This window comes from Rhizobium sp. 01T444 (genome assembly GCF_056398305.1).
Map to the genome: position 1 here is coordinate 121,014 of NZ_JBFTPD010000010.1, position 22,558 is coordinate 143,571.

22 protein-coding genes and 1 tRNA gene are annotated in these 22,558 nt (G+C 60.2%); 13 read left to right on the plus strand and 10 right to left on the minus strand.

Features of this window, described 5'->3' with window-relative positions:
* Positions 1-2: 2 nt before the first annotated feature.
* From truB to AC1DTN_RS16100, 5 genes are all read left to right on the plus strand, one after another.
* Positions 3-935, plus strand: a complete 933-nt coding sequence (gene truB / locus AC1DTN_RS16080; protein WP_113320485.1) for a tRNA pseudouridine(55) synthase TruB — start codon at positions 3-5, stop codon at positions 933-935.
* An 84-nt stretch (positions 936-1,019) separates the two neighbouring features.
* A complete protein-coding gene (locus AC1DTN_RS16085) occupies positions 1,020-1,871 on the plus strand; it encodes an alpha/beta fold hydrolase (RefSeq protein WP_477921688.1) in 852 nt (283 codons plus the stop codon).
* Between the two features lie 150 nt (positions 1,872-2,021).
* Positions 2,022-2,291 (plus strand): 30S ribosomal protein S15, encoded by a 270-nt coding sequence (rpsO, locus tag AC1DTN_RS16090; protein ID WP_477921690.1) that lies wholly within the window; start codon positions 2,022-2,024, stop codon positions 2,289-2,291.
* Between the two features lie 333 nt (positions 2,292-2,624).
* The gene (gene pnp, locus AC1DTN_RS16095; protein ID WP_113320483.1) at positions 2,625-4,775 is read left to right on the plus strand and encodes a polyribonucleotide nucleotidyltransferase; all 2,151 of its coding nucleotides are present in this window, start codon (positions 2,625-2,627) and stop codon (positions 4,773-4,775) included.
* A 131-nt stretch (positions 4,776-4,906) separates the two neighbouring features.
* A complete protein-coding gene (locus AC1DTN_RS16100) occupies positions 4,907-5,923 on the plus strand; it encodes a class I SAM-dependent methyltransferase (protein WP_477921691.1) in 1,017 nt (338 codons plus the stop codon).
* 46 nt (positions 5,924-5,969) lie between these two features.
* Here AC1DTN_RS16100 and fabI read toward each other — a convergent pair whose 3' ends face one another.
* From fabI to fabA, 3 genes are read right to left on the minus strand one after another with little or no spacing between them, the layout of a single operon-like run.
* Entirely contained in the window at positions 5,970-6,776 is an 807-nt protein-coding gene (fabI, locus tag AC1DTN_RS16105) for an enoyl-ACP reductase FabI (protein WP_113320481.1), read from the minus strand.
* Between the two features lie 5 nt (positions 6,777-6,781).
* Positions 6,782-8,014 (minus strand): beta-ketoacyl-ACP synthase I, encoded by a 1,233-nt coding sequence (gene fabB / locus AC1DTN_RS16110; protein ID WP_477921693.1) that lies wholly within the window; start codon positions 8,012-8,014, stop codon positions 6,782-6,784.
* 46 nt (positions 8,015-8,060) lie between these two features.
* Complete coding sequence (gene fabA, locus AC1DTN_RS16115) at positions 8,061-8,576, minus strand: 3-hydroxyacyl-[acyl-carrier-protein] dehydratase FabA (RefSeq protein ID WP_477921695.1); 516 nt, start codon at positions 8,574-8,576, stop codon at positions 8,061-8,063.
* Positions 8,577-8,879: 303 nt separating this feature from the next.
* Here fabA and irrA point away from each other — a divergent pair, with 303 nt between their 5' ends.
* Positions 8,880-9,299, plus strand: a complete 420-nt coding sequence (irrA, locus tag AC1DTN_RS16120; protein WP_113320479.1) for an iron response transcriptional regulator IrrA — start codon at positions 8,880-8,882, stop codon at positions 9,297-9,299.
* A gap of 3 nt (positions 9,300-9,302) precedes the next feature.
* Here irrA and AC1DTN_RS16125 read toward each other — a convergent pair whose 3' ends face one another.
* Positions 9,303-9,938, minus strand: coding sequence for a trimeric intracellular cation channel family protein (locus tag AC1DTN_RS16125; RefSeq protein WP_007814141.1), 636 nt, complete (start codon positions 9,936-9,938; stop codon positions 9,303-9,305).
* Positions 9,939-10,051: 113 nt separating this feature from the next.
* Between AC1DTN_RS16125 and AC1DTN_RS16130 the strand changes: the two genes are divergently transcribed.
* The gene (locus AC1DTN_RS16130) at positions 10,052-10,525 is read left to right on the plus strand and encodes a hypothetical protein (RefSeq protein WP_113320580.1); all 474 of its coding nucleotides are present in this window, start codon (positions 10,052-10,054) and stop codon (positions 10,523-10,525) included.
* A 121-nt stretch (positions 10,526-10,646) separates the two neighbouring features.
* Here AC1DTN_RS16130 and AC1DTN_RS16135 read toward each other — a convergent pair whose 3' ends face one another.
* The 3 genes from AC1DTN_RS16135 to AC1DTN_RS16145 form a co-directional block, all read right to left on the minus strand.
* Positions 10,647-11,369 carry a YoaK family protein gene (locus AC1DTN_RS16135; protein ID WP_310379935.1) on the minus strand — a complete coding sequence of 241 codons (723 nt, stop codon included), beginning with the start codon at positions 11,367-11,369 and terminating at the stop codon, positions 10,647-10,649.
* A 171-nt stretch (positions 11,370-11,540) separates the two neighbouring features.
* Positions 11,541-11,616: transfer RNA gene (locus AC1DTN_RS16140), tRNA-Ala, on the minus strand.
* A 148-nt stretch (positions 11,617-11,764) separates the two neighbouring features.
* Positions 11,765-12,145, minus strand: coding sequence for a TIGR02300 family protein (locus AC1DTN_RS16145; RefSeq protein WP_113320477.1), 381 nt, complete (start codon positions 12,143-12,145; stop codon positions 11,765-11,767).
* A gap of 275 nt (positions 12,146-12,420) precedes the next feature.
* On the opposite strand from AC1DTN_RS16145, the gene aroA reads away from it, so the two are divergent.
* The 4 genes from aroA (at position 12,421) to rpsA (ending at position 16,610) form a co-directional block, all read left to right on the plus strand.
* A complete protein-coding gene (gene aroA, locus AC1DTN_RS16150) occupies positions 12,421-13,773 on the plus strand; it encodes a 3-phosphoshikimate 1-carboxyvinyltransferase (RefSeq protein WP_477921697.1) in 1,353 nt (450 codons plus the stop codon).
* Position 13,774: 1 nt separating this feature from the next.
* Positions 13,775-14,080 (plus strand): hypothetical protein, encoded by a 306-nt coding sequence (locus AC1DTN_RS16155; protein WP_477921698.1) that lies wholly within the window; start codon positions 13,775-13,777, stop codon positions 14,078-14,080.
* 4 nt (positions 14,081-14,084) lie between these two features.
* Entirely contained in the window at positions 14,085-14,729 is a 645-nt protein-coding gene (cmk, locus tag AC1DTN_RS16160; RefSeq protein WP_439016982.1) for a (d)CMP kinase, read from the plus strand.
* A 177-nt stretch (positions 14,730-14,906) separates the two neighbouring features.
* Positions 14,907-16,610, plus strand: coding sequence for a 30S ribosomal protein S1 (rpsA, locus tag AC1DTN_RS16165; RefSeq protein WP_037100373.1), 1,704 nt, complete (start codon positions 14,907-14,909; stop codon positions 16,608-16,610).
* Between the two features lie 141 nt (positions 16,611-16,751).
* Here the strand turns inward: rpsA and AC1DTN_RS16170 are convergent, their stop codons facing one another.
* From AC1DTN_RS16170 to AC1DTN_RS16180, 3 genes are all read right to left on the minus strand, one after another.
* Complete coding sequence (locus AC1DTN_RS16170; RefSeq protein WP_477921700.1) at positions 16,752-18,278, minus strand: hypothetical protein; 1,527 nt, start codon at positions 18,276-18,278, stop codon at positions 16,752-16,754.
* A 218-nt stretch (positions 18,279-18,496) separates the two neighbouring features.
* Positions 18,497-19,123, minus strand: a complete 627-nt coding sequence (locus AC1DTN_RS16175; RefSeq protein ID WP_007814121.1) for a ribonuclease D — start codon at positions 19,121-19,123, stop codon at positions 18,497-18,499.
* A gap of 122 nt (positions 19,124-19,245) precedes the next feature.
* Positions 19,246-19,455, minus strand: a complete 210-nt coding sequence (locus tag AC1DTN_RS16180) for a SlyX family protein (protein ID WP_113320472.1) — start codon at positions 19,453-19,455, stop codon at positions 19,246-19,248.
* Positions 19,456-19,625: 170 nt separating this feature from the next.
* On the opposite strand from AC1DTN_RS16180, the gene uxaC reads away from it, so the two are divergent.
* Positions 19,626-21,041: a glucuronate isomerase gene (uxaC, locus tag AC1DTN_RS16185; RefSeq protein WP_477921704.1), complete on the plus strand. Its 1,416-nt coding sequence runs from the start codon at positions 19,626-19,628 to the stop codon at positions 21,039-21,041.
* Complete coding sequence (locus tag AC1DTN_RS16190) at positions 21,038-22,495, plus strand: mannitol dehydrogenase family protein (protein ID WP_477921706.1); 1,458 nt, start codon at positions 21,038-21,040, stop codon at positions 22,493-22,495. The genes uxaC and AC1DTN_RS16190 overlap by 4 nt, the downstream gene beginning before the upstream one ends.
* The last annotated feature ends 63 nt before the right edge of the window (positions 22,496-22,558 follow it).

Consider the following 22,558-nt stretch of genomic DNA (forward strand, 5'->3'; position numbering starts at 1 on the left):
TGATGTCCAAACCACGCAAACCCAAGGGCCGCCCGATTTCCGGTTGGCTGATCCTCGACAAGCCGGTGGATTTCGGCTCGACGGAAGCCGTTTCCAAGATCAAGTGGCTCTTCAAGGCGCAGAAGTGCGGCCATGCAGGCACACTCGATCCATTGGCCTCGGGCATGCTGCCGATCGCGCTCGGCGATGCCACCAAGACCGTCCCCTATGTGATGGATGGCCGCAAGATCTACGAGTTCACGGTGAGCTGGGGCGAAGAGCGGGCAACCGACGACCTCGAGGGCGATGTTACGCAGAACTCCGACAAGCGCCCGAGCGAGCAGCAGATCCGCGATATCCTGCCGAAATATATCGGCACGATCAGCCAGGTTCCGCCGCAGTTTTCCGCCATCAAAATCGCCGGTGAACGCGCCTACGATCTGGCGCGCGACGGCGAGGCGGTCGAGATCCCCTCACGCGAGGTCGAGGTTCATCGTCTGACGCTTCTCGCCTGCCCGGATGCCAATACCGCGCATTTCGAGGTGGAATGCGGCAAGGGCACCTACGTGCGGGCGCTTGCCCGCGATTTCGGCCGCGAACTCGGCTGCTACGGTCATGTTTCCGGCCTGCGCAGAACTTTCGTCGCGCCCTTTGCAGAAGAGACGATGGTGCCGCTTGCAAAGCTCACGGCGCTCGAAGAGATCGAGGACATGGATGAGCGTCTTGCCGCCCTCGACGCACTACTGATCGATACCTGCGAGGCGTTATCAACCCTGCCGCACCTTGTTGTCAGTGATGATCAGGCGCACCGGCTGAAAATGGGCAACCCTATCCTGGTGCGCGGCCGCGACGCGCCGGTTGCCGAAAGCGAGGCCTATGCGACGGCCCGCGGCAGGCTGATCGCGATCGGCGAGATCGGACAGGGTGAATTCCGGCCGAAGCGTGTTTTCGCCTGACAGTTGCAAATAGCGGCATTGCCAGAAATAGGCGATGCGATATGTTTCCCGGCGGGCCATAACGGCCCGTCATAGGGGAAAAATATGCGCAAAATCGCTTTGGGAATACTGACGTTCTTTTCGTTGTTTCTCACGGTTACGATCGCTCAATCTGGCGAGCGCTGGGCCGAACTTCCGGCCTTTCCTTCCATGTCGGCGCCGAAGGCGAGCGGCATGGCTGAAGTCAACGACATCAAGATGTATTACGCCGAATATGGCGAGGGCGACCCGATCCTCTTCATCCACGGCGGGCTTGGAAATGCCGATGTCTGGGGCCATCAGGTCGCCGATTTCGCTAGAGATCACCTCGTCATCGTTGCCGACAGCCGCGGGCATGGGCGCTCCACGCGCAGCCAGCAGCCCTTCGGCTATGATCTGATGACATCGGATTATGCAGCGCTTCTCGACTATCTGAAAATCGGCAAGGTGACGCTGGTTGGCTGGTCGGACGGCGGCATCATCGGCATCGACATGGCGATGAAACATCCGGAAAAGCTCACGCGCGTCATCGCCCAGGCGGCAAATGTCACGACCGACGGCGTTAAGTCCGACGTCATGAGCAACAAGACCTTCAACGACTACATCAATGTTGCCGGCGAATATTACAAAAAGCTGTCGCCGACGCCGAACGAATACGACGCCTTCGTCAAACAAATCTCGGAAATGTGGGCGACACAGCCTGCCTGGACGGCAGCGGATCTCGGAAAGATCACGGTGCCGGTCACTCTCGCCATCGGCGATCATGACGAGGCCGTAAAGCTCGATCATACAGAGATGATGGCGAAGGAAATTCCAGGCGCAAAACTCGTCATCCTGAAGGATGCCAGCCATTTCGCCATGCTACAGGATCCCGAAGGATACGATGCGATGATCCGGGACGCCATGGCGGGGCGCTGAAACCGCTACGAGTGCCCCTCTTTCCAACGCTGCTTATTTGGTTTATAGGCAGCGCCAGCATCAGGGTATCCCCGATTGCATTCGCGGCCAAGGCTGGACGACATCCCGGCTTTTGGCGACTTAAACTCCTCTCAACGAAAGGATTGTCCGATGTCGATTACTGCTGAGCGCAAGGCTGCGCTGATCAAGGAATATGCGACCACCGAGGGCGACACTGGTTCGCCGGAAGTACAGGTTGCGATCCTCACCGAGCGCATCAACAACCTGACCGAACACTTCAAGGACCACAAGAAGGATAACCATTCCCGCCGTGGTCTGCTGACGCTCGTTTCCAGCCGCCGCTCGCTTCTTGACTATCTCAAGAAGAAGGACGAAGGCCGCTACGCCAAGCTGATCAACGGCCTGGGTATCCGCCGATAATGATTTTTCGGCGGGCGAAGCACTTCGCCCGCCGAATGTTTTTTCGGGAGTGCGTCTCCCGATGACATTTTCCAAGCGCGCGCTATCTGTGTGAATGGAAAGACGGCAGTTCCGGATGGGCCGGATCTGCCAGACCAACCGTTGACCTGTCATGGGGCAGGATTGCCGGATGCTTTCGGCCAGAGTTTCACAAGAGCTTTGGCCCGATTTCCCGAGGGAAATCGTCCGCTCGAAGCTTCCCGTTGTCTTGCCCGTGATGCGTCACACTGATTGTGGTCGACGCTGTGCTGCTCCTCACGGAGACGGCGCGTTGGCCGCATTGAAGGACAAGACATGTTCGATACACATAAAGTAGAAATCGAGTGGGCAGGCCGCCCGCTCAAGCTCGAGACCGGCAAGATCGCCCGTCAGGCTGACGGTGCTGTGCTCGCCACCTACGGCGAAACCGTGGTTCTTGCGACCGTCGTTTCCGCCAAGGCACCGAAGCCCGGCCAGGACTTCTTCCCGCTGACGGTCAACTATCAGGAAAAGACCTATGCAGCCGGCAAGATCCCCGGCGGCTACTTCAAGCGCGAAGGTCGCCCGAGCGAAAACGAAACCCTCGTTTCCCGCCTGATCGACCGCCCGATCCGCCCGCTCTTCCCGGAAGGCTACAAGAACGACACCCAGGTCGTTGTCACCGTCATCCAGCACGACCTCGAGAACAACCCGGACATCCTGTCCATGGTTGCAACGTCTGCGGCATTGACGCTTTCCGGCGTTCCCTTCATGGGCCCGGTCGGCGGCGCACGCGTCGGCTACATCAATGGCGAATACGTTCTCAACCCGCATCTCGACGAGATGGATGAATCGAGCCTCGATCTCGTCGTTGCCGGCACCTACGATGCCGTCCTGATGGTCGAATCCGAAGCCAAGGAGCTTCCGGAAGACGTCATGCTCGGCGCCGTCATGTTCGGCCACAAGGGCTTCCAGCCGGTTCTCGACGCGATCATCAAGCTCGCCGAAGTTGCCGCCAAGGAACCGCGTGACTTCCAGCCGGAAGACTATTCCGCTCTCGAATCCGAAATGCTCGGCCTTGCCGAAGGCGAACTTCGCGAAGCCTACAAGATCACCCAGAAGGCCGACCGCTACGCAGCTGTCGACGCCGTCAAGGCCAAGGTGAAGGCGCACTTCCTCCCCGAGGAAGGCGAAGCCAAGTACACGGCCGAAGAAGTCGGCGCGATCTTCAAGCACCTGCAGGCCAAGATCGTCCGCTGGAACATCCTCGACACCAAGAGCCGCATCGATGGTCGCGACCTGGAAACCGTTCGTCCGATCGTATCGGAAGTCGGCCTTCTGCCGCGCACGCATGGTTCGGCGCTCTTTACCCGCGGTGAAACGCAGGCGATCGTGGTTGCCACCCTCGGCACCGGCGAAGACGAGCAGTATGTCGACAGCCTGACGGGCATGTACAAGGAGCGCTTCCTGCTCCATTACAACTTCCCTCCCTACTCGGTCGGCGAGACCGGCCGCATGGGCTCCCCGGGTCGCCGTGAAATCGGTCATGGCAAGCTCGCATGGCGCGCCATTCGCCCGATGCTGCCTTCGGCCGAACAGTTCCCCTATACGCTGCGCGTCGTCTCCGAGATCACCGAGTCGAATGGCTCGTCCTCGATGGCTACCGTCTGCGGCACCTCGCTCGCTCTGATGGATGCAGGTGTACCGCTCGCAAAGCCGGTTGCCGGTATCGCCATGGGTCTGATCCTTGAAGGCGATCGCTTCGCCGTCCTCTCCGACATTCTCGGTGACGAAGATCACCTCGGCGACATGGACTTCAAGGTGGCAGGTACTGCCGACGGCATCACCTCGCTGCAGATGGACATCAAGATCGCCGGTATCACCGAAGAGATCATGAAGGTCGCTCTTGGCCAGGCCCAGGGTGGTCGCGCCCACATTCTCGGCGAAATGGCGAAGGCCATCACCGAAAGCCGTGGCCAGCTCGGCGAATTCGCTCCGCGCATCGAAGTCATGAACATTCCGGTCGACAAGATCCGCGAAGTCATCGGCTCCGGCGGCAAGGTCATCCGCGAAATCGTCGAAAAGACCGGCGCGAAGATCAACATCGAGGACGACGGCACCGTCAAGATCGCCTCCTCCTCGGGCAAGGAAATCGAAGCGGCCCGCAAGTGGATCCACTCGATCGTCGCCGAGCCGGAAATCGGCCAGATCTACGAAGGCACTGTTGTCAAGACCGCCGACTTCGGCGCCTTCGTCAACTTCTTCGGCGCCCGTGACGGCCTCGTCCACATCTCGCAGCTTGCTTCCGAGCGTGTCGCGAAGACCCAGGACGTCGTCAAGGAAGGCGACAAGGTCTGGGTCAAGCTGCTCGGCTTCGACGAGCGCGGCAAGGTTCGCCTGTCCATGAAGGTCGTCGACCAGGCCACCGGCCAGGAAATCCCAGCTGCCGAAAAGGGCGACAAGAAGAAGGATGAAGCGGCCGAATAAGCCGCGCCTTCTCCGCTGATATCCGGGCGCGGGACTGTTTCCGCGCCCTTTTTGTATTCGACCTTTGCGCAATTGCGGACGAAAACCGCTGCGCAGTTTCCTGGAATTGCTCCAGATGACGGGACCAGATCATGAGCCGCGAGACGCTGAAGACCCTTTTCCACCCCTTTGCCAGCGAAACCGTCACGCCGCCAGGCGAAGGCGAGCGTGTGCTCTTCCTTGGCGCAGAGGCAGGCTTCGCCCTACCCGAGGGCTTTACCGCGTCCCTGGAGGCCGTACAGGGCTTCAAGCCGCTCTACAGGCAGCTTCTGGCGCAGCGCATCGAGGCGAAGCCGGAGATAGACGGTGAAGACTATGATGCAGCGCTGGTGCTCTGCACCAAGCACAAGGGCGAAAACGAAGCCAATATCGCCGCTGCCCTTTCCCGCGTAAAGGCCGGTGGGCTGATCGTCGTCGCCGGCGGCAAGGAAGACGGCATCCAGCCGCTGCGCAAGCGTGTGGAAGGCTTCGGCCTCGATACCGAGCATATGCCGAAATATCATGGCGTCGCCTTCTGGTTCGGCCGGCCGGCCGATGTCAGCGAGATCGTTGCGAAGTTCGGCAAGTCGCCGGTTCGGGTCGACGGCCGCTTCATTGCCTCGCCCGGCATGTTTTCGCATGACCGGCTCGACGCCGGTTCGCAGCTTCTCGCCTCACGCCTGCCGACCGATTTTACCGGCGATGCGGCCGATTTCGGCGCCGGCTGGGGCTATCTCTCCGCCGAACTTGCACAGAAGTCTCCTAACCTTGCCCGCCTTGACCTCTACGAGGCCAACTACGAGGCCCTGGAGGCCGCCAAGGCCAATCTGGCGGAGAACTGCCCGGACGCGCCTGTGCGCTTCTTCTGGCACGATCTGGCGGGCGAGCAGGTGCGGGACAAATACGATCTCGTCATCATGAACCCGCCCTTCCATGAGGGCCATGCGGCTGAGCCTTCACTTGGACAGGCAATGATCAAGACGGCGGCCTCTTCGCTGCGCGGCGGCGGGCGGCTGATGCTGGTGGCCAATCGCGGCCTGCCTTATGAGCCGGTGCTTGCAGAGCATTTCAAGGATAGCGGCGAAACCTGCCGCAATGCCCGCTTCAAAGTGTTGTGGGCACGTAAATAAAAAAGGCGGCCGATGGCCGCCTTTTCTTTTTAAGCCTTGTCCGGCCTTACTCGACGTCTGCCTTGCGCAGCGTCTCCAGTGCCGGCATGGAGGTGATGTTGTAACCGGCATCCACGAAGTGGATTTCGCCCGTCACGCCCATCGAGAGATCCGAAAGCAGGTACAGCGCGGAGCTGCCGACGTGATCGATGGTGACGGTCTTGCGCAGCGGCGCATTGCGCTGGTTCCACGACAGGATGGCGCGGGCATCGGAAATGCCTGCGCCGGCGAGCGTGCGGATCGGGCCTGCCGAGATAGCGTTGACGCGGATGCCGCGCGGACCGTAATCGGCCGCCAGATAGCGCACGGAAGCTTCCAGAGCAGCCTTGGCAACGCCCATGACGTTATAGTTCGGGATCACGCGCGTGGAGCCGTTATAGGTCAGCGTCAGCATGGTGCCGCCATCTTCCATCAACGGCGCACAGCGCTTGGCGATCTCCGTGAAGGAGAAGCAGGAGATGACCATGGTGCGGCTGAAGTTCTCGCGCGTCGTATCGGCGTAGAGGCCCTTCAGCTCGTTCTTGTCGGAAAAGCCGATCGCATGGACGATGAAATCCAGCTTGCCCCAGCGCTCCTTGATCGTGTCGATGACCGTGTCGACCGACGCGATGTCCTCAACATCGCAGGGCAGAAGAAAATCGGAATTGACTTCGGCTGCAAGTGGCTTGACGCGCTTGCCGAGCGCATCACCCTGGAAAGTGAAAGCCAGTTCTGCGCCCTGGGCAGCGAGCGCCTTCGAAATTCCCCAGGCGATAGAATGGTTGTTTGCGACGCCCATGATAAGGCCGCGCTTACCCTGCATGATTCCGGTCATTGTTATTATCCGTTGTAGCTCTGGAACACGAGCGTGGCGTTGGTGCCGCCGAAGCCGAAGGAATTGGAGAGGGCAATGTCGATCTTGGCATTGTCGATGCGCTTGCGGACGATCGGCACGCCTTCGAATTCCGGATCGAGTTCCTTGATATGCGCGCTTTCGCCGATGAAACCTTCCTGCATCATCAGCAGCGAATAGATCGATTCCTGCACACCGGCGGCACCGAGCGAATGGCCCGTCAGCGACTTGGTGGACTGGATATGCGGCAGCTTCTCGCCGAAAACCGCACGGATGGCGCCGATTTCCTTGCTGTCGCCGACCGGTGTCGAGGTGCCGTGCGTGTTGATGTAATCGACATCACCCTTCACGGTCGCCAGCGCCTGACGCATGCAACGGATAGCACCCTCGCCCGAGGGAGCGACCATGTCATAGCCATCGGAGGTTGCGCCGTAGCCAATGATTTCAGCATAGATCTTGGCGCCCCGTGCCTTGGCATGTTCCAGTTCCTCGAGGACGAGCACACCAGCGCCGCCAGCGATGACGAAGCCGTCACGGCTGACGTCATAGGCTCGGGAAGCGGTATCCGGCGTATCGTTGTACTTGGAGGACATGGCGCCCATGGCGTCGAAGAGGTTCGACATGGTCCAGTCGAGATCTTCGTGGCCGCCGGCAAACATCATGTCCTGCTTGCCCCACTGGATCATTTCAACGGCATTGCCGATGCAGTGCGCGGAGGTCGAGCAGGCAGACGAGATAGAATAGTTGACGCCGTGGATCTTGAACCAGGTGGCAAGCGTTGCGGACGCTGTAGACGACATGGCCTTCGGCACGGCGAAGGGGCCGATGCGCTTCGGGCTGTTGTTCTTGACGGTGATCTCGGCTGCTTCGATGAGCGTGCGCGTAGACGGACCGCCGGAACCCATGATGATGCCGACGCGCTCGTTTTCGCTGTAGTCCTTGTCTTCCAGGCCGGAATCGGCGATCGCCTGCTTCATGGCGACATGATTCCAGGCGCCGCCTTGCGACAGGAAGCGCATGGCGCGGCGATCGACCAGTTCGGCGAGCTTGTCGGCGCCGAGCTTGGGGCTGCCCCAGACCTGGCACTTGAAGCCGTGTTCGGCGAAATCGCTGGAGAAGGAAATACCGGACTTTGCCTGGCGCAGGGATTCGGTGACTTCGGCCGCGTCGTTTCCGATCGAAGACACGACACCTAGACCCGTGACAACTACCCGTCTCATCTGATCAAACCCTTGTTGTTTTCATGAGCCGCTCGAAATGCGGTTTTCACGCCGTCTTGTCTTTCGAGAGACCGACGCGAAGATCGGTCGCCTGATAAATGGTTTCGCCATCCGCCTTCAGCCAGCCGTCGGCAGTGCCGAGCACCAGACGGCCGCGCATGACGCGCTTAAAGTCGATACCGTATTCAATCAGCTTCGTGTGCGGGCGGACCATGCCCTTGAACTTCACTTCGCCGGTCGAGAGCGCCATGCCGCGGCCCTGTTCACCGAGCCAACCCAGATAGAAGCCGGTCAGCTGCCACATGCCGTCAAGGCCRAGGCAGCCSGGCATGATCGGRTTGCCTTCGAARTGGCAGGGGAAATACCAGTCGTCAGGGCGAACATCGTATTCGGCCCGCAGATAGCCCTTGTCGAAGGYGCCRCCYGTTTCAGARATRTCCGTGATSCGATGAACCATCAGCATRGGCGGCAAAGGCAGCTGCGCATTGCCAGGCCCGAACAGCTCGCCATGTGCGCAGGCGATAAGTTCTTCATACGAGTAGCTGGACTGTCTGGTCGTCATAAATCTCTGTTTCCCCCCGCGTTCTTGGCGATGGATGTGTGTCTTTAGTCCAAGTTCACCAGAAAATGAAGCGCAAGCATGGCGGCTTCATTTCTTCGTTCCGGACCGGGTCTGAGCCAGTATTTGGTGGTCGCATACAGGAAGGCCAAGGCCGCGACCAGACCTAATTGCGTCAAAAGCCCGTTTTTGCGGCCTTTCGAAGGCTCTTGTCCCCATTGAACTATTGAAAGGCTTTTGCGCAAAAGTTATATCGCTTTGAACAAACATGATTGCTTTTCGCCAGAATAACCGGAGTTGGTGTTAATGACGGGTGAAACCCCGATCGCCATTGAGGTCAGGCTGCGTAGTGCAGGCCTACGTCCCACCCGCCAGCGCGTCGCGCTTGGCGACCTCCTGTTTGCCAAGGGCGACCGGCACTTGACCGTCGAGGAACTGCACGAGGAAGCAGTCACCGCTGGCGTGCCGGTTTCGCTCGCGACGGTCTACAACACGCTGCATCAGTTCACAGAAGCCGGCCTTATCCGCGTTCTCGCCGTCGAGAGTGCCAAAACCTATTTCGACACCAATGTCTCCGATCACCATCACTTTTTCGTCGAAGGCGAAAACGAGGTGCTCGATATTCCGATCAGCAATCTGACCATCGCCAATCTGCCGTCGCCGCCCGAGGGCATGGAAATCGCCCATGTCGACGTGGTGATCCGACTACGGCAGAAGCAAGGCTGACTTTTACATCACATCGTCAGGATGTCGGCCAGGCATGTGCTTGTAGGTCGGGAATGTCCAGCCGAACCACAGGGCGCCGCCGCGCACTGCGAAGGCTGCCGCGACCCCGCAAGCCGATGCGATATAGAGCTCGGCGCCAAGCGCATTGACGCCGGTAAAGACGCCCGATCCCACCAGGGCCGCCGTCACGTAAATTTCCGGGCGCAGCAGCACGGATGGTTCGTTTGCCAGCAGATCGCGCAGGATGCCGCCGAAGGTTGCCGTCAGCGCACCAGTGACAATGGCGATCGTCGGCGAGCCGGTCGCGGCCAGCCCCTTGGCGGCGCCGAGCACGCAATAGGCGGCAAGACCGACCGCATCGAGCCAGATCAGCAGGCGATAGCGCGATTCCAGGAGATGGGCGGTAAAGAAGACGACGACACCCGCAATGCAGCAGATGACGATATAGAACGGGTTCAACACCCAGAAGACCGGCACGCGGCCGAGAATGATATCGCGCACCGTGCCGCCGCCCGTCCCCGTCACGATCGCGAAAAACAGGAAGCCGATCAGGTCGAGCTGCTTGCGCGAGGCGGCCAGCGCGCCGGTTGCGGCAAAGAGGGCAATGCCGGCGTAATCGAGATAGACGAGCAATGACATCGAGGCCTCCAGACCGGCGGAACGAGGCACACTGAATCATTGCGGCAAGGGCGGCGCAAGGCGGCGCATACAGAATGGAAGGCCAGAGAGCCTTTATCCATAAGAGGAAAGCCGTGAAGACGCTGTTGCCCGTACTCCTGAACATCGTTCTGCTGCTGGTCATGCCGGTCGCGGCTTTCGCACAGCAATCGCTGATCTCCGACCCGGAGATCTATGAGAAGAAGCATTTCCAGGAACAATGCACGGAAGCATCCTTCGGTGACGGTTTCCTCATCCGCCAGGATATCAACAATGACGGCCTCATGGACGTGGTCGTCAACGAGGGCGAACTCACCTGCGACGGCCAGAAGGGTCCGCAGTGCAACGAAGACGGCTGCACCTATAATTTTTATCTGCAGGTGGCCGAAGGCGGCTACTTCATGATCGCGACCGCGCAGATCTTTGGCTACGACTTCGTCCAGCGTTTCGGCAATATGGTGCTCGCCATGAAAATGAACCCGCGCTTCTGCGATCGCACCGGCGGCGACCCTTGCATCGTCACCACCCGCGTGCGGGGTACGAAATTCGTCACCATCTCCAAGAAATAAGCCTCAGATCGGAAAGAACGCCGAGGTGCGGCCGGCGAAGTAGTAGCCGGCAAGGCCGTACCGTTCGCGAAGAGCGGTCCCAGGTTCTCTGCGTTCAGGCTCGGCTGGGTGGTGACGGCGGTTATCTGGCACGCGCCGAATGCGGGCCGGAGGCTCCGATCTTTTGATTGAACCGACGCTGCAGGGGGCGCGGAATAAACAGGGCGACAATCGCCAGCGCCATCGCGAAGACGGAGACCAACCACAGCGCCTGCGCGCCCACAAGACGCGTCATGAGGGCTCCGCTGATGGCACCGAGCACCATGCCGCCCCATGGCACGATCTGGATGGTCCAGTCGAGGCGCCGGTCGCCAATGATCCAGCGGCCTATGCCGCGACCGAAACGCGACAGCGCGCCGGTCACATAGGTCAGGCCGATCGGCAGCCCTTCTATATGCTCGACCGCCGCATTCACCATGCCCATTGCGAGAACGATCGTATAGAAACGTGTCATCAACAGATCCTGCAGCGTCATCATAGAGGCTAGCGCCAGCATGAGGCTGACGCAGCAGAGCACGACGAAGATGCGCCGCTCCGCGCGATGCGCAACGACAATGCCGGCGGCATTGCCGAGCACGAAGACGATGATGGCCGACACAAGCACGGCGGCATGCCTGACATCGCCGCTGCTCAGCGCCAATGCCGCCCGCGTCGTATTGCCGGTCATGAAGGATACGAAGTCCCCGGTCAGAAGCAGGCCGGTCGCATCCGTCATTCCCGCAAGGAAGGAAATCGAGCCAACCAGCGCCAGTCCGGTCGCGGTCCTGCGGGTTCTGATGATGCGGCGGCGTCTTGCTCGTGTCATGGGTTCGTGTCCGGGAAGCGCCGAATCGGCTGGCCTCGACGCACGATATAAGAACCTGATTTCAGCCGTCTGCAAAAGTGGCAACCAGACAGCTTTTGACAAATGTCAGTTATGCTGACCTGAAGTGCTTACTGAACTGCATTTGGAGAGATTTGGTGATTTGGAGAGATTTGGTGGAGCTAAGCGGGATCGAACCGCTGACCTCTTGCATGCCATGCAAGCGCTCTCCCAGCTGAGCTATAGCCCCATCAGGGTGGTCCGGCTTGCGCCGGTCCTGGGATACTCCGAAGGCGTTCCCGCTGGAGTGGCGGCTTATTACTTGCGGTTTTCGCAGATGGCAAGCCTAAAAAATCCGGCCCGGGAAATTTTTGTCATCCGGGCCGGTATTCGTTCGCTCAGACTTCGTCTTCGTCACCGGTGACGCCGATGATGTCGCTCATGTCGTCATCCTCGTCATCTTCATCAACTTCGAGGAAGGTATCGTCGTCATCGCCTTCGACTTCGACGTCGTCGTCGCCGATATCAGGGATATCGTCGCCGGAAGCGGCGTCATCGGCGTCTTCGAGCGAAACCAGTTCGACTTCGGTGTTTTCGGTATCGACTTCGGCAACCTCGTCCTCATCCTGAACTTCGGCGAGTGCCGAGGTTTCCTGGAAGAAGGACARAGGATAGGATTTGCCGGTATAAGGGGAGACGATCGGATCCCGGTTCAGATCGTAGAACTTCTTGCCGGTTTCCGGATCAGTGCGCTTTGTACCAAGTTCCGCTTTCGCCACTATAAGCCTCGTGAGAATGGCCGAATGAGAAATTCGGCAAATGCCGTCAAACCGGCGTTCTATTCGGAATTTATAAGCCGGTCCCCATAATCGCTACGGCTTCTCATGTCAAAGCTAAACTTCACGGGGCACTTCAGGCTTTTCACCGCCATTCCGGATGACCGTTCGGCAAGTTTGTGCTAACCAGCCGCGATTGCTGCAAGGCCCGCCGGAAAAACATCCCGGCACCGAGGCGTGAGCGGCCTGAATGTATTGCCTTTGCAAGGGATTAACCCATGTCGCAGGGTTCCGCATCGAAGCCGGCCGTCGCCCGCAGATCCTCCGGGCTTTCCGGAATCATCCGTATTCCCGGCGACAAGTCGATCTCGCATCGCGCGCTGATACTCGGCGGACTGGCATCGGGGGAAACGCGCGTTGCCGGGCTCCTCGAAGGTGAGGATGTGCTCAATACCGGCAAGGCAATGCAGGCCATGGGTGCCGTGATCCGCAAGGAGGGCGACGCGTGGATCATCAACGGAACAGGCAACGGCGCATTGCTTGCACCGGAGGTTCCGCTCGATTTTGGCAATTCCGGCACCGGCGCGCGCCTCATCATGGGCTTTGCCGGCGTCTATGATTTCGACACCGTCTTTACCGGCGACGCCTCGCTTTCCCGGCGGCCGATGGGCCGCGTGCTCGATCCGTTGCGCCGCATCGGCGTGCAGGTAAAAGCCATGGAGGGCGATCGCCTGCCGGTGATGCTGCGCGGGCCGGAAACGCCGGCCCCGATCCGCTACACCCTGCCCGTCGCCTCGGCGCAGGTAAAATCGGCGGTGCTGCTGGCCGGTCTCAATGTACCGGGTGTGACGACGGTTATCGAGCCGGCGATCACGCGTGACCATACCGAAAAGATGCTGGCTGGTTTCGGCGCGGAACTTTCGATCAAGACCGACAGGGACGGCACGCGGACGATCCGGCTGCAAGGCCGCGGCAAGCTGACCGGCCAGACGATCGACGTACCTGGCGATCCCTCCTCCGCCGCGTTCCCGCTGGTGGCGGCTTTGCTTGTGCCGAGCTCGGACGTCACCATTTCCAATGTGCTGATGAACCCGACGCGGACGGGACTGATCCTGACGCTGCAGGAGATGGGCGCCGATATCGAGATCCTCGATCCGCGGCTTGCGGGCGGCGAAGATGTCGCGGACCTGCGCGTGCGCCATTCGGAATTGACCGGTGTCACCGTTCCGACAGAGCGGGCACCGTCGATGATCGATGAATATCCGGTACTTGCCGTCGCCGCCGCCTTTGCCAAGGGCCGAACGGTGATGAACGGCCTGCAGGAGCTGCGGGTCAAGGAATCGGATCGGCTCTCAGCTGTCACGGAAGGGCTGAAGCTCAACGGCGTCGAATGCGAGGAAGGCAAGGACTCGCTTTCCGTCACCGGCCGGCCGGATGGAATGGGGCTTGGCAATGCTGCTGGCGAGCAGGTCATCACGCATCTCGACCATCGTATCGCCATGAGCTTCCTTGTCATGGGGCTGGCTTCGGAGCATCCTGTCGGTATCGACGACAGCAGTATGATTGCAACCAGCTTTCCGCAGTTCATGGATCTGATGAAGAGCCTCGGGGCGAAGATCGAACAGGCCTGACATGCACCAGCCACCACATTTCCGCGAAGACGATCTCAATGTGCAGCATGCGCTGATCCGTGCGCATCCGCTCGGGGGCCAGCGTGAGAAGCCATGGTCGGTCGGCGATGCGCCAGAGGAATTTATCCGTGCGCAGCTCAAGGGCATTATCGGCGTCGAAATGGCCGAGATCGAAGGCAAATGGAAGGTGAGCCAGAACCGGCCGGTCGCCGACCGCGAGGGTATTGCCAAGGGCCTCGACAAGATGGCAGAGCAAGCCGAAATGCAGGAACTGGTACGCCGTTACGGCGGCCTTGGCACGGAATGACTTCATGACCGGCAGCTTCATCATCGCCATCGACGGCCCTGCCGCGGCAGGCAAGGGCACGCTTTCGCGCAGGATCGCGGAGCAGTACGGCTTTCACCATCTCGACACCGGCCTCACCTACCGGGCGACCGCCAAGGCCCTGATCGATGCCGGGCTCCCGCTCAATGACGAGACGGTCGCTGAAAAGATGGCGCTCGAGGTTGAACTCGCGGGTCTCGATCGCGATATATTGTCGAGACATGAGATTGGCGAAGCCGCCTCGAAAATTGCCGTGATGCCGGCGGTTCGCCGGGCGCTCGTTGAGGCGCAGCGGCGGTTTTCCGAGAAGCTGCCGGGAACAGTTCTCGACGGGCGCGATATTGGCACTGTCGTCTGCCCCGCGGCACCTGTGAAGCTCTATGTGACGGCGTCGCCAGAAGTGCGCGCAACACGCCGTTACGACGAGATCATCAGCAAGGGCGGCGTAGCGGATTTCGAGGCGATTTTCGAAGACGTCAAGCGACGCGACGATCGCGACATGAACAGGGCGGACAGCCCGATGAAACCGGCAGTCGATGCGCACTTGCTTGACACGTCGGAAATGAGTATAGAGGCCGCGTTTCAAGCCGCTAAGTCGTTTATCGACGCCGCCTTGAGCCGAAATGCCTAATCAAGCGGTTTTCCGCGCTTCGTGCGCGGGACGCTCATGCGAAAGCAAGCCTGAAATTCCGTCCACGCGCCGGATTGCCTTCTTGAAAGAAGGCGGACTGGGTTCAGGCCCATTCAACTCGAACCAACCGGCGCATACGTGAGCCTTGAAGCTATCGAAGGCCACGCAGGAGATTTTATGTCAGTAGCTACTCCCTCTCGCGAGGATTTCGCGGCCCTTCTCGAAGAGTCCTTTGCCAAGAACGATCTGGCTGAAGGCTATGTTACCAAGGGTATCGTCACGGGCATCGAAAAGGATGTCGCCGTTGTTGACGTTGGCCTGAAGGTCGAAGGCCGTATCGCGCTCAAGGAATTCGGCGCACGTGCCAAGGACGGTTCGCTGAAGGTCGGCGACGAAGTCGAAGTATACGTCGAGCGCATCGAAAACGCGCTTGGCGAAGCTGTTCTGTCGCGCGAGAAGGCTCGCCGCGAAGAAAGCTGGATCAAGCTCGAAGCCAAGTTCGAAGCTGGCGAGCGCGTCGAAGGCGTTATCTTCAACCAGGTCAAGGGTGGCTTCACGGTCGACCTCGACGGTGCGATCGCCTTCCTTCCGCGTTCTCAGGTCGACATCCGTCCGATCCGCGACGTTACGCCCCTCATGCACAACCCGCAGCCCTTCGAAATCCTCAAGATGGACAAGCGCCGCGGCAACATCGTGGTTTCGCGCCGTACGGTTCTGGAAGAATCCCGTGCCGAGCAGCGTTCTGAAATCGTTCAGAACCTCGAAGAAGGCCAGGTTGTTGACGGCGTCGTCAAGAACATCACCGATTACGGTGCGTTCGTTGACCTCGGCGGCATCGACGGCCTGCTGCACGTCACCGACATGGCATGGCGCCGTGTGAACCATCCGTCGGAAATCCTGAACATCGGCCAGCAGGTCAAGGTTCAGATCATCCGCATCAACCAGGAAACCCACCGTATCTCACTTGGCATGAAGCAGCTCGAGTCCGATCCGTGGGATGGCATCCAGGCCAAGTATCCGGAAGGCAAGAAGATTTCCGGTACCGTTACGAACATCACCGACTACGGTGCGTTCGTCGAGCTGGAGCCGGGCATTGAAGGCCTGATCCACATCTCGGAAATGTCCTGGACCAAGAAGAACGTTCACCCCGGCAAGATCCTGTCCACGAGCCAGGAAGTCGAAGTCGTCGTTCTCGAAGTCGATCCGTCCAAGCGCCGTATTTCGCTCGGCCTCAAGCAGACGCTGGAAAACCCGTGGGCAGCATTCGCCCGCAGCCATCCGGCCGGCACTGAAGTAGAAGGCGAAGTCAAGAACAAGACCGAATTCGGCCTGTTCATCGGCCTCGACGGCGATGTCGACGGCATGGTTCACCTCTCTGACCTCGACTGGAACCGTCCGGGCGAACAGGTCATCGAGGAGTTCAACAAGGGTGACGTTGTCAAGGCAGTCGTTCTCGACGTCGACGTCGAGAAGGAACGCATCTCGCTCGGCATCAAGCAGCTCGGCAAGGATGCAGTCGGCGAAGCAGCAGCTTCCGGCGACCTGCGCAAGAATGCAGTCGTTTCCTGCGAAGTCATCGCGATCAACGACGGCGGTATCGAAGTGAAGCTCGTCAACCACGAGGACATCACTTCCTTCATCCGTCGCGCCGACCTCGCCCGCGACCGCGACGAGCAGCGTCCTGAGCGCTTCTCGGTCGGCCAGACCGTCGACGCCCGCGTTACCAACTTCTCCAAGAAGGACCGCAAGATCATGCTGTCCATCAAGGCTCTGGAAATCGCGGAAGAGAAGGAAGCCGTTGCTCAGTTCGGTTCGTCCGACTCGGGCGCTTCGCTCGGCGACATCCTCGGCGCGGCTCTGAAGAACCGCGGCGGCGAATAATCCTTCGCTGATGCATTGAAATGAAGAACCCGCCGGAGCGATCCGGCGGGTTCTTTCGTTTTGGGAGGTTTCTGGAGTTCTTTGTACCCAGGCAATTCCGGACGCAAAATCGTTGAGCACTTTTGCTGGAATTGCTCCTGACTATTCCCAGCCGACCATGCGCTGGTAGAGAGCATAGATCGGGTCGGCGACCGTTGCCGGAGCAGTAGACGGATCGGGATCAAACATTTTCGGCTGGCGCCGCTCCTCCCGCGGGGCTTCCTCTCCGCCGGCCTGCTGTTCATCGCCGCCCTGACCGGATTGCGCCTGCGGCTGTTTCTGCTGATCCTGCGAGCTGCCGTTTTCGTGATGGCGACGAGGGGGGTCATCGGCCTTGGTCGCCTTATATTCATCGCGGGCGAACTGGTAAGGCGTTTGCGCGTAGGGAAGCCCTTCCGGCATGCGGGCTGTGAGCGGAACATAGGAAGGCGTCTCGACAACCGGGATGGGAACCGGCTGCGGCTGTGCGGCGATTTCCCTGATGGGACGCGCCGTCTGGGCAACTGCGGTGATTTCAGCCTGGGACGGCCGAGAAGCCTGGGCGGCCTGGGCAGATGCAGGCTCGACCACATCTTCCGGGGTTGTGCGAACCAGGCTCTCCGTCGCCTCGCTGATGACGGCCTCGTCCAGGATAGCATCGATTTCAACGGCGGCTTCGACAGGCGTGTCCGTCAACAGGACAGTTGCCTCTTGTTCGCGGATGATCGTTGCGATCATCTGTGAAACCTGTTCGGTCATGGAGCTGGCGATGCCGGTCCAGTTGCGCGGGATAACCGGATCAGCCTTGGCGGAGATTGTCTGCTGCTCGAGAGCGGGTTCGGCCTGTTCCGGCTCGATCACTTCCTGTTCTGCCGGTGCGACCTGGACTTCCTCTGTCTCTCTCGGCGTAGTTGCCTGCGATGAAGCTTCATGCGCCGCTGCCGTGGGCTGACTGCCGGTCTTCTGATCCTCAACGGTTGGATCGGTCGCCACGACAACAGTCGCTTCGGCCGGAACGATTTCTTCGGCAGCAGGCATCGCTACATTTTCAGCCGTTTTTGCTGCGGACTGACGTGCAGTGGGCAGGTTTTCTCCCTGAAGCTTGATTTCCGGCCGCGGCTCGGTGCGCGGCAGCGGCGCGGCATCGTTCTGGCGATAAGAGCGGACAACGGCGCGGGCTGCGAGATCCCTGTCCTTGTAGCTGATAATCTCGAGATAGGCGATGACACGGGTGGCCTCCGGCCCGGTCGGGTCCTTGAGGGCTGCGGCGATCATTCTCAACGGGAGACTATGTCCGTCATCGGAAAGCTGGTGCTCGACCGCATCGATCTCGGCGTCGGGCATGCGACGGATGGCATCAGCGACACGGGCGGCAAAGGCCTGATCGGATTCACCTTCACCACGCTGCAGCGCGATGGTGCGTCCCGTAGCATTGATGATGTCGAGAAGCGCTTCAATCATGCGCTGGCGCGCGGCGATGAGCAGAATATTGAGCTTGCCGGCAATCGCGGCATTGAGGTCTGCTGCTTCAACTGCATTTACCGGGGTGGGGGCGACCACCGAACGGCCGAGGCCACCGGCAACGATCGCCGCCGTCTGACCCTGAGAAGAAAGGCTTGCATTGGACGCCGAACGAATGGGAGACAACACAGGCACGCTCCTTTCGCAAAGTGGCTATGAAAGCAGGTCGTACAACGAGACCGCGCTCATCCGGCCCCTTGCATCCCGGCAGATCCTCCTGTCCGCATCGGCGTATTTCGCGCCGTCGAATGCATAAAAATTAAGAATAATGTTACTGAAAATACCTTAACGAATAGCTAACGGCCGAAGACGCCCAGTCTACGACCTTGCCTGCATGTCCGATAACCTCAGCTATGGGCGAAGATATCCGCCTCTTCCCAGCCGAGAAGATCGAGCTTGGCGCGCGTCGGCAGGAATTCGAAACAGGCCGTCGCATGTTCCAGGCGGCCGTCGCGAATCAGGCGCTCATTTAGCTTGTCGCGCAACGCGTGCAGGTAGAGCACGTCGGAGGCGGCATATTCGAGCTGCGCCTGCGAGAGTGTTTCAGCAGCCCAGTCGGAAGATTGCTGCGTCTTGGAGATATCGACGTCGAGCATTTCCTTGAGATTATCCTTCAGGCCGTGGCGATCGGTGTAAGTACGGATGAGGCGCGAGGCGATCTTCGTGCAGAAGACCGGCGTCGCGGTGACGCCGAACGTATGGAAGAGTACGGCGATATCGAAGCGGCCGTAATGGAATATCTTCTGGCGCGACGGATCGGCGAGCAGCGCGGTAAGGTTCGGCGCTTCCTTCTGGCCGGCCGCAATGCGGATCACATCGGCAGAGCCGTCACCCGGCGAAAGCTGCACGACGCAAAGGCGGTCCCGGCGCGGCACAAGGCCCAGCGTTTCGGTATCGATCGCGATCGCGCCGGTGTAACGGGCGGCATCCGCCGCGGAAATATCGCCCTGGTGATAACGGATGGTGGCCGCCATGGGATGTCTCTCGTTCAGCTTCGTCTTTCCGGGCTATATCGCAAAGGGCGAAAGCGCGAAACCGCTTTCCTGCTGCAGGCAGCCTTCGGGCAGGGCTGCGCAGGGTTCGGCGGCATGGCCACTCAGTAGTGTGGCGGCTTGGTATTCGCCGGCGCTTCCAGCGATTGTTCCTCGAGACTCAGGAAGCGCTCGGTCAATCGGTCGAGCTTGGCGCGGGTCTGCTCCATGACCTTCCATTGTTCGGCAAGCTGATCGGAAAGCTCATCGATCGTCTTAGCCTGATGGGCCAGCATTTCTTCGAGCCTTGTAATGCGGGCTGCCTGGTCGGACATCGGTTTTCTCCCCTGATATCAGGTGGCATTCCAAAGCCGAAATAGGCGGGGGCGTCAATGGTTTCGAGCCCCCATAAAAACGATTCCGAAAGTGGACCGTCTGGTTACCAAAAGCCCTTGCCGCGTCTAATGATGTGGGGTAGGCCGTTATCCATCAGGGAGGAAAACTGATGGATGTAAGCAATGGCTTTCTTCATCCGGACCGGCTCTTTCCCGCCGATCCGGCAACGCGGACAATAGCGCGCGATCTCTATGAGACGGTGCGCGCTCTTCCGATCGTCAGCCCGCACGGGCACACCGAACCGTCCTGGTTCGCTGACGACAAGGCCTTCGAAGACGCCTCTTCGCTGCTTGTCATTCCCGATCATTATCTCTTCCGCATGTTACACAGCACCGGCACCAAGCTTGACCAGCTCGGTGTACCGCGTCTCGACGGCAAGATGGTTTCGAGCGGCCGCGATATCTGGCGTGCTTTCGCCGCCAAATACCATCTTTTCCGCGGAACCCCGTCGAGCCTTTGGGTCGATCATGCCATGTCAGCCGTGCTCGGCTGCACCGAGCCGCTGACGACTGATAACGCAGATGCGCTCTACGACCACATCAATGCGCAGCTCAAGCTTCCGGAGTTCCGGCCGCGGGCACTGCATCAGCGTTTCGGAATCGAAACAATTGCCACAACCGAAGGCGCGCTCGATCCGCTGCCGCATCACCAGAAGATGGCGGCGGACGGCTGGATCGGCAAGGTACGCACAACCTACCGGCCTGACGGCGTCACCGATCCCGATGCCGTTGGTTTCCGCGACAATCTGATCAAGTTCGGAGAGATCACCGGCTGCGACATCACCAAATGGGATGGCCTCATCGAGGCACATCGCAAGCGGCGCGCCTATTTCCGCCAGTTCGGAGCGACGGCGACCGACCACGGCGTGCCGACCGCCTTTACCGCCGATCTACCGCTTGCCGAGAAGCAAGCGGTGCTCGACAAGGCGCTGAATGGACCGCTTTCAGCCGCCGATGCTGAACTTTTCCGCGGGCAGATGATGACGGAAATGGCCGGTCTTTCTGCCGAGGACGGCATGGTGATGCAGATCCATGCCGGTTCGCGCCGCAATACCGACCGCGAGCTTTTCGAGACGCGTGGCCCGAATATGGGCGCCGATATTCCGACGCGTACCGACTGGGTTGGCGGCCTCAACGCGCTGCTGTCGAAATACGGCCATGCACCAAGCCTGCGCATCCTGCTCTTCACGCTCGACGAGACGACCTATACCCGGGAGCTCGCGCCGATGGCCGGCCATTGGGCCTGCCTGATGATCGGCCCGCCCTGGTGGTTCCACGACAGCCCGCTTGGCATCCGCCGTTACCTCGACCAAGTGGTGGAGACGGCTGGCTTTGCCAATCTCGCCGGCTTCAATGACGATACGCGTGCGCTGCTGTCGATCCCCGCCCGCCATGATGTCTGGCGCCGCGAGATCTGCCGTTTCCTGGCACAGCTCGCCGTCGAGCACCGGATTTCAAGGAAGGAAGCCGAGATCGTCGCGCGCGAACTTTCCTACGACAATGCGAAGAAGGCCTACAAGCTGTGAGCGACAAACTGCAGAACGTGACCGGCCTTGCGCCGACGGCGAAGCTCCCTGCCTATGACCGGAATGCGCTGAAGGCCGGCATCCTGCATCTTGGCCCCGGCGCCTTCTTCCGCGCGCATTTCGCGCCTTTCACGGATGGCGCTCTGGCTGCTGCCGGCGGTGACTGGGGCATCGAAGTGGCGAGCCTGCGCACCCCCGATGTCGCGGATAATCTGTCCGCCCAAAACGGGCTCTATACGGTGCTGATCCGCGACACCTCGGGCACGACGGCTCATGTCATCGGCTCGATCCTTGGGGCGTATGTAGCGCCGCGCGATCCGGCGGGCCTGCTGGCACGACTCGAAGACTCTGATATCCGCATCGTCAGCATGACAGTGACGGAAAAGGCCTATGGTTTCGATCCGGCAACCGGAGGGCTCGACCTCAAGCATCCCGATATCGTCGCCGACCTCGCCAACCGGCATGCGCCGCGCGGTGTCATCGGCTATCTCGTCGAGGGTCTGGCACGGCGCCGGCAGAAGGGCATAACACCCTTTACGCCGCTTAGCTGCGACAACCTGCCGAGCAACGGCGCGGTGCTGAAGCGTCTGGTGCTGGAATTCACTGCCCGCATCGATCCGGAACTGCATGGCTGGATCGAGGCGAACGTGCCCTTTCCTTCGACGATGGTCGACCGCATCACGCCGGCAAGCACCGATGCGACCTATGCCGATGCCAAGCGGCTGACGGGCCGCACGGACATGGCGGCAATCGAGACGGAACCCTTTACCCAATGGGTGATCGAGGACCATTTCGTCAACGGTCGTCCGGCCTGGGAGAAGGTTCACGGCGCGCTGATGGTCGAGGAAGTCTCGGCCTATGAAAAGATGAAACTGCGCATGTTGAACGGCGCGCATTCGCTGCTCGCCTATCTTGGCTATACAGCAGGCTATGAATTCATCCGCGACGTCATGGATGATGCGGGACTTTCAGCACTTGCGCGCCGGCACATGAATGCGGCGGCGGCAACGCTGGATCCGGTTCCCGGCATCGATCTCGACGCCTATGCGGACGAATTGATAGCACGCTTTGCAAACAAGGCGATCGCCCACCGCACCTATCAGATCGCCATGGACGGCACGCAGAAACTGCCGCAGCGTCTGCTGGAACCAGCAACGGAAGCGCTTGCCAAGGGCAGCAAGGCGGAGACCTATGCAATCGCCGTCGCCGCCTGGATGCGCTACGCTATCGGCATCGATCGCAATGGCGAACGCTACGAACTGCGTGACCCGCGGGCGGGAGAGATTGCAGCACTTCTCGACGGTGTGCCGCGCAATGGCGGAGCGGTTTCGGCAGCTCTGTTCGGCCTGCCAGGCTTGTTCCCGAAGGCGCTTACCGGGAATGCCGCCTGGACGGAAGATGTGGCGAACAAACTGGAGATCCTGATCCAGGACAACAGGCTGCCACTATATTGAAGGGTTAGCGAAACTTCCTCATCCCTATACCCGCACAGGGATGAGGAAACATCCGCGGAATTT

Coding starts and splice junctions, on each gene's coding strand:
- fabB (WP_477921693.1), bottom strand. CDS start 8,014: ATGAGACGGGTAGTTGTCACGGGTCTAGGTGTCGTGTCTTCGATCGGA.
- AC1DTN_RS16085 (WP_477921688.1), top strand. CDS start 1,020: ATGCGCAAAATCGCTTTGGGAATACTGACGTTCTTTTCGTTGTTTCTC.
- aroA (WP_477921697.1), top strand. CDS start 12,421: ATGTCGCAGGGTTCCGCATCGAAGCCGGCCGTCGCCCGCAGATCCTCC.
- AC1DTN_RS16100 (WP_477921691.1), top strand. CDS start 4,907: ATGAGCCGCGAGACGCTGAAGACCCTTTTCCACCCCTTTGCCAGCGAA.
- AC1DTN_RS16175 (WP_007814121.1), bottom strand. CDS start 19,123: ATGGCGGCCACCATCCGTTATCACCAGGGCGATATTTCCGCGGCGGAT.
- pnp (WP_113320483.1), top strand. CDS start 2,625: ATGTTCGATACACATAAAGTAGAAATCGAGTGGGCAGGCCGCCCGCTC.
- truB (WP_113320485.1), top strand. CDS start 3: ATGTCCAAACCACGCAAACCCAAGGGCCGCCCGATTTCCGGTTGGCTG.
- rpsO (WP_477921690.1), top strand. CDS start 2,022: ATGTCGATTACTGCTGAGCGCAAGGCTGCGCTGATCAAGGAATATGCG.
- AC1DTN_RS16180 (WP_113320472.1), bottom strand. CDS start 19,455: ATGTCCGACCAGGCAGCCCGCATTACAAGGCTCGAAGAAATGCTGGCC.
- AC1DTN_RS16155 (WP_477921698.1), top strand. CDS start 13,775: ATGCACCAGCCACCACATTTCCGCGAAGACGATCTCAATGTGCAGCAT.
- uxaC (WP_477921704.1), top strand. CDS start 19,626: ATGGATGTAAGCAATGGCTTTCTTCATCCGGACCGGCTCTTTCCCGCC.
- cmk (WP_439016982.1), top strand. CDS start 14,085: ATGACCGGCAGCTTCATCATCGCCATCGACGGCCCTGCCGCGGCAGGC.
- rpsA (WP_037100373.1), top strand. CDS start 14,907: ATGTCAGTAGCTACTCCCTCTCGCGAGGATTTCGCGGCCCTTCTCGAA.
- AC1DTN_RS16135 (WP_310379935.1), bottom strand. CDS start 11,369: ATGACACGAGCAAGACGCCGCCGCATCATCAGAACCCGCAGGACCGCG.
- fabI (WP_113320481.1), bottom strand. CDS start 6,776: ATGACCGGAATCATGCAGGGTAAGCGCGGCCTTATCATGGGCGTCGCA.
- irrA (WP_113320479.1), top strand. CDS start 8,880: ATGACGGGTGAAACCCCGATCGCCATTGAGGTCAGGCTGCGTAGTGCA.
- AC1DTN_RS16125 (WP_007814141.1), bottom strand. CDS start 9,938: ATGTCATTGCTCGTCTATCTCGATTACGCCGGCATTGCCCTCTTTGCC.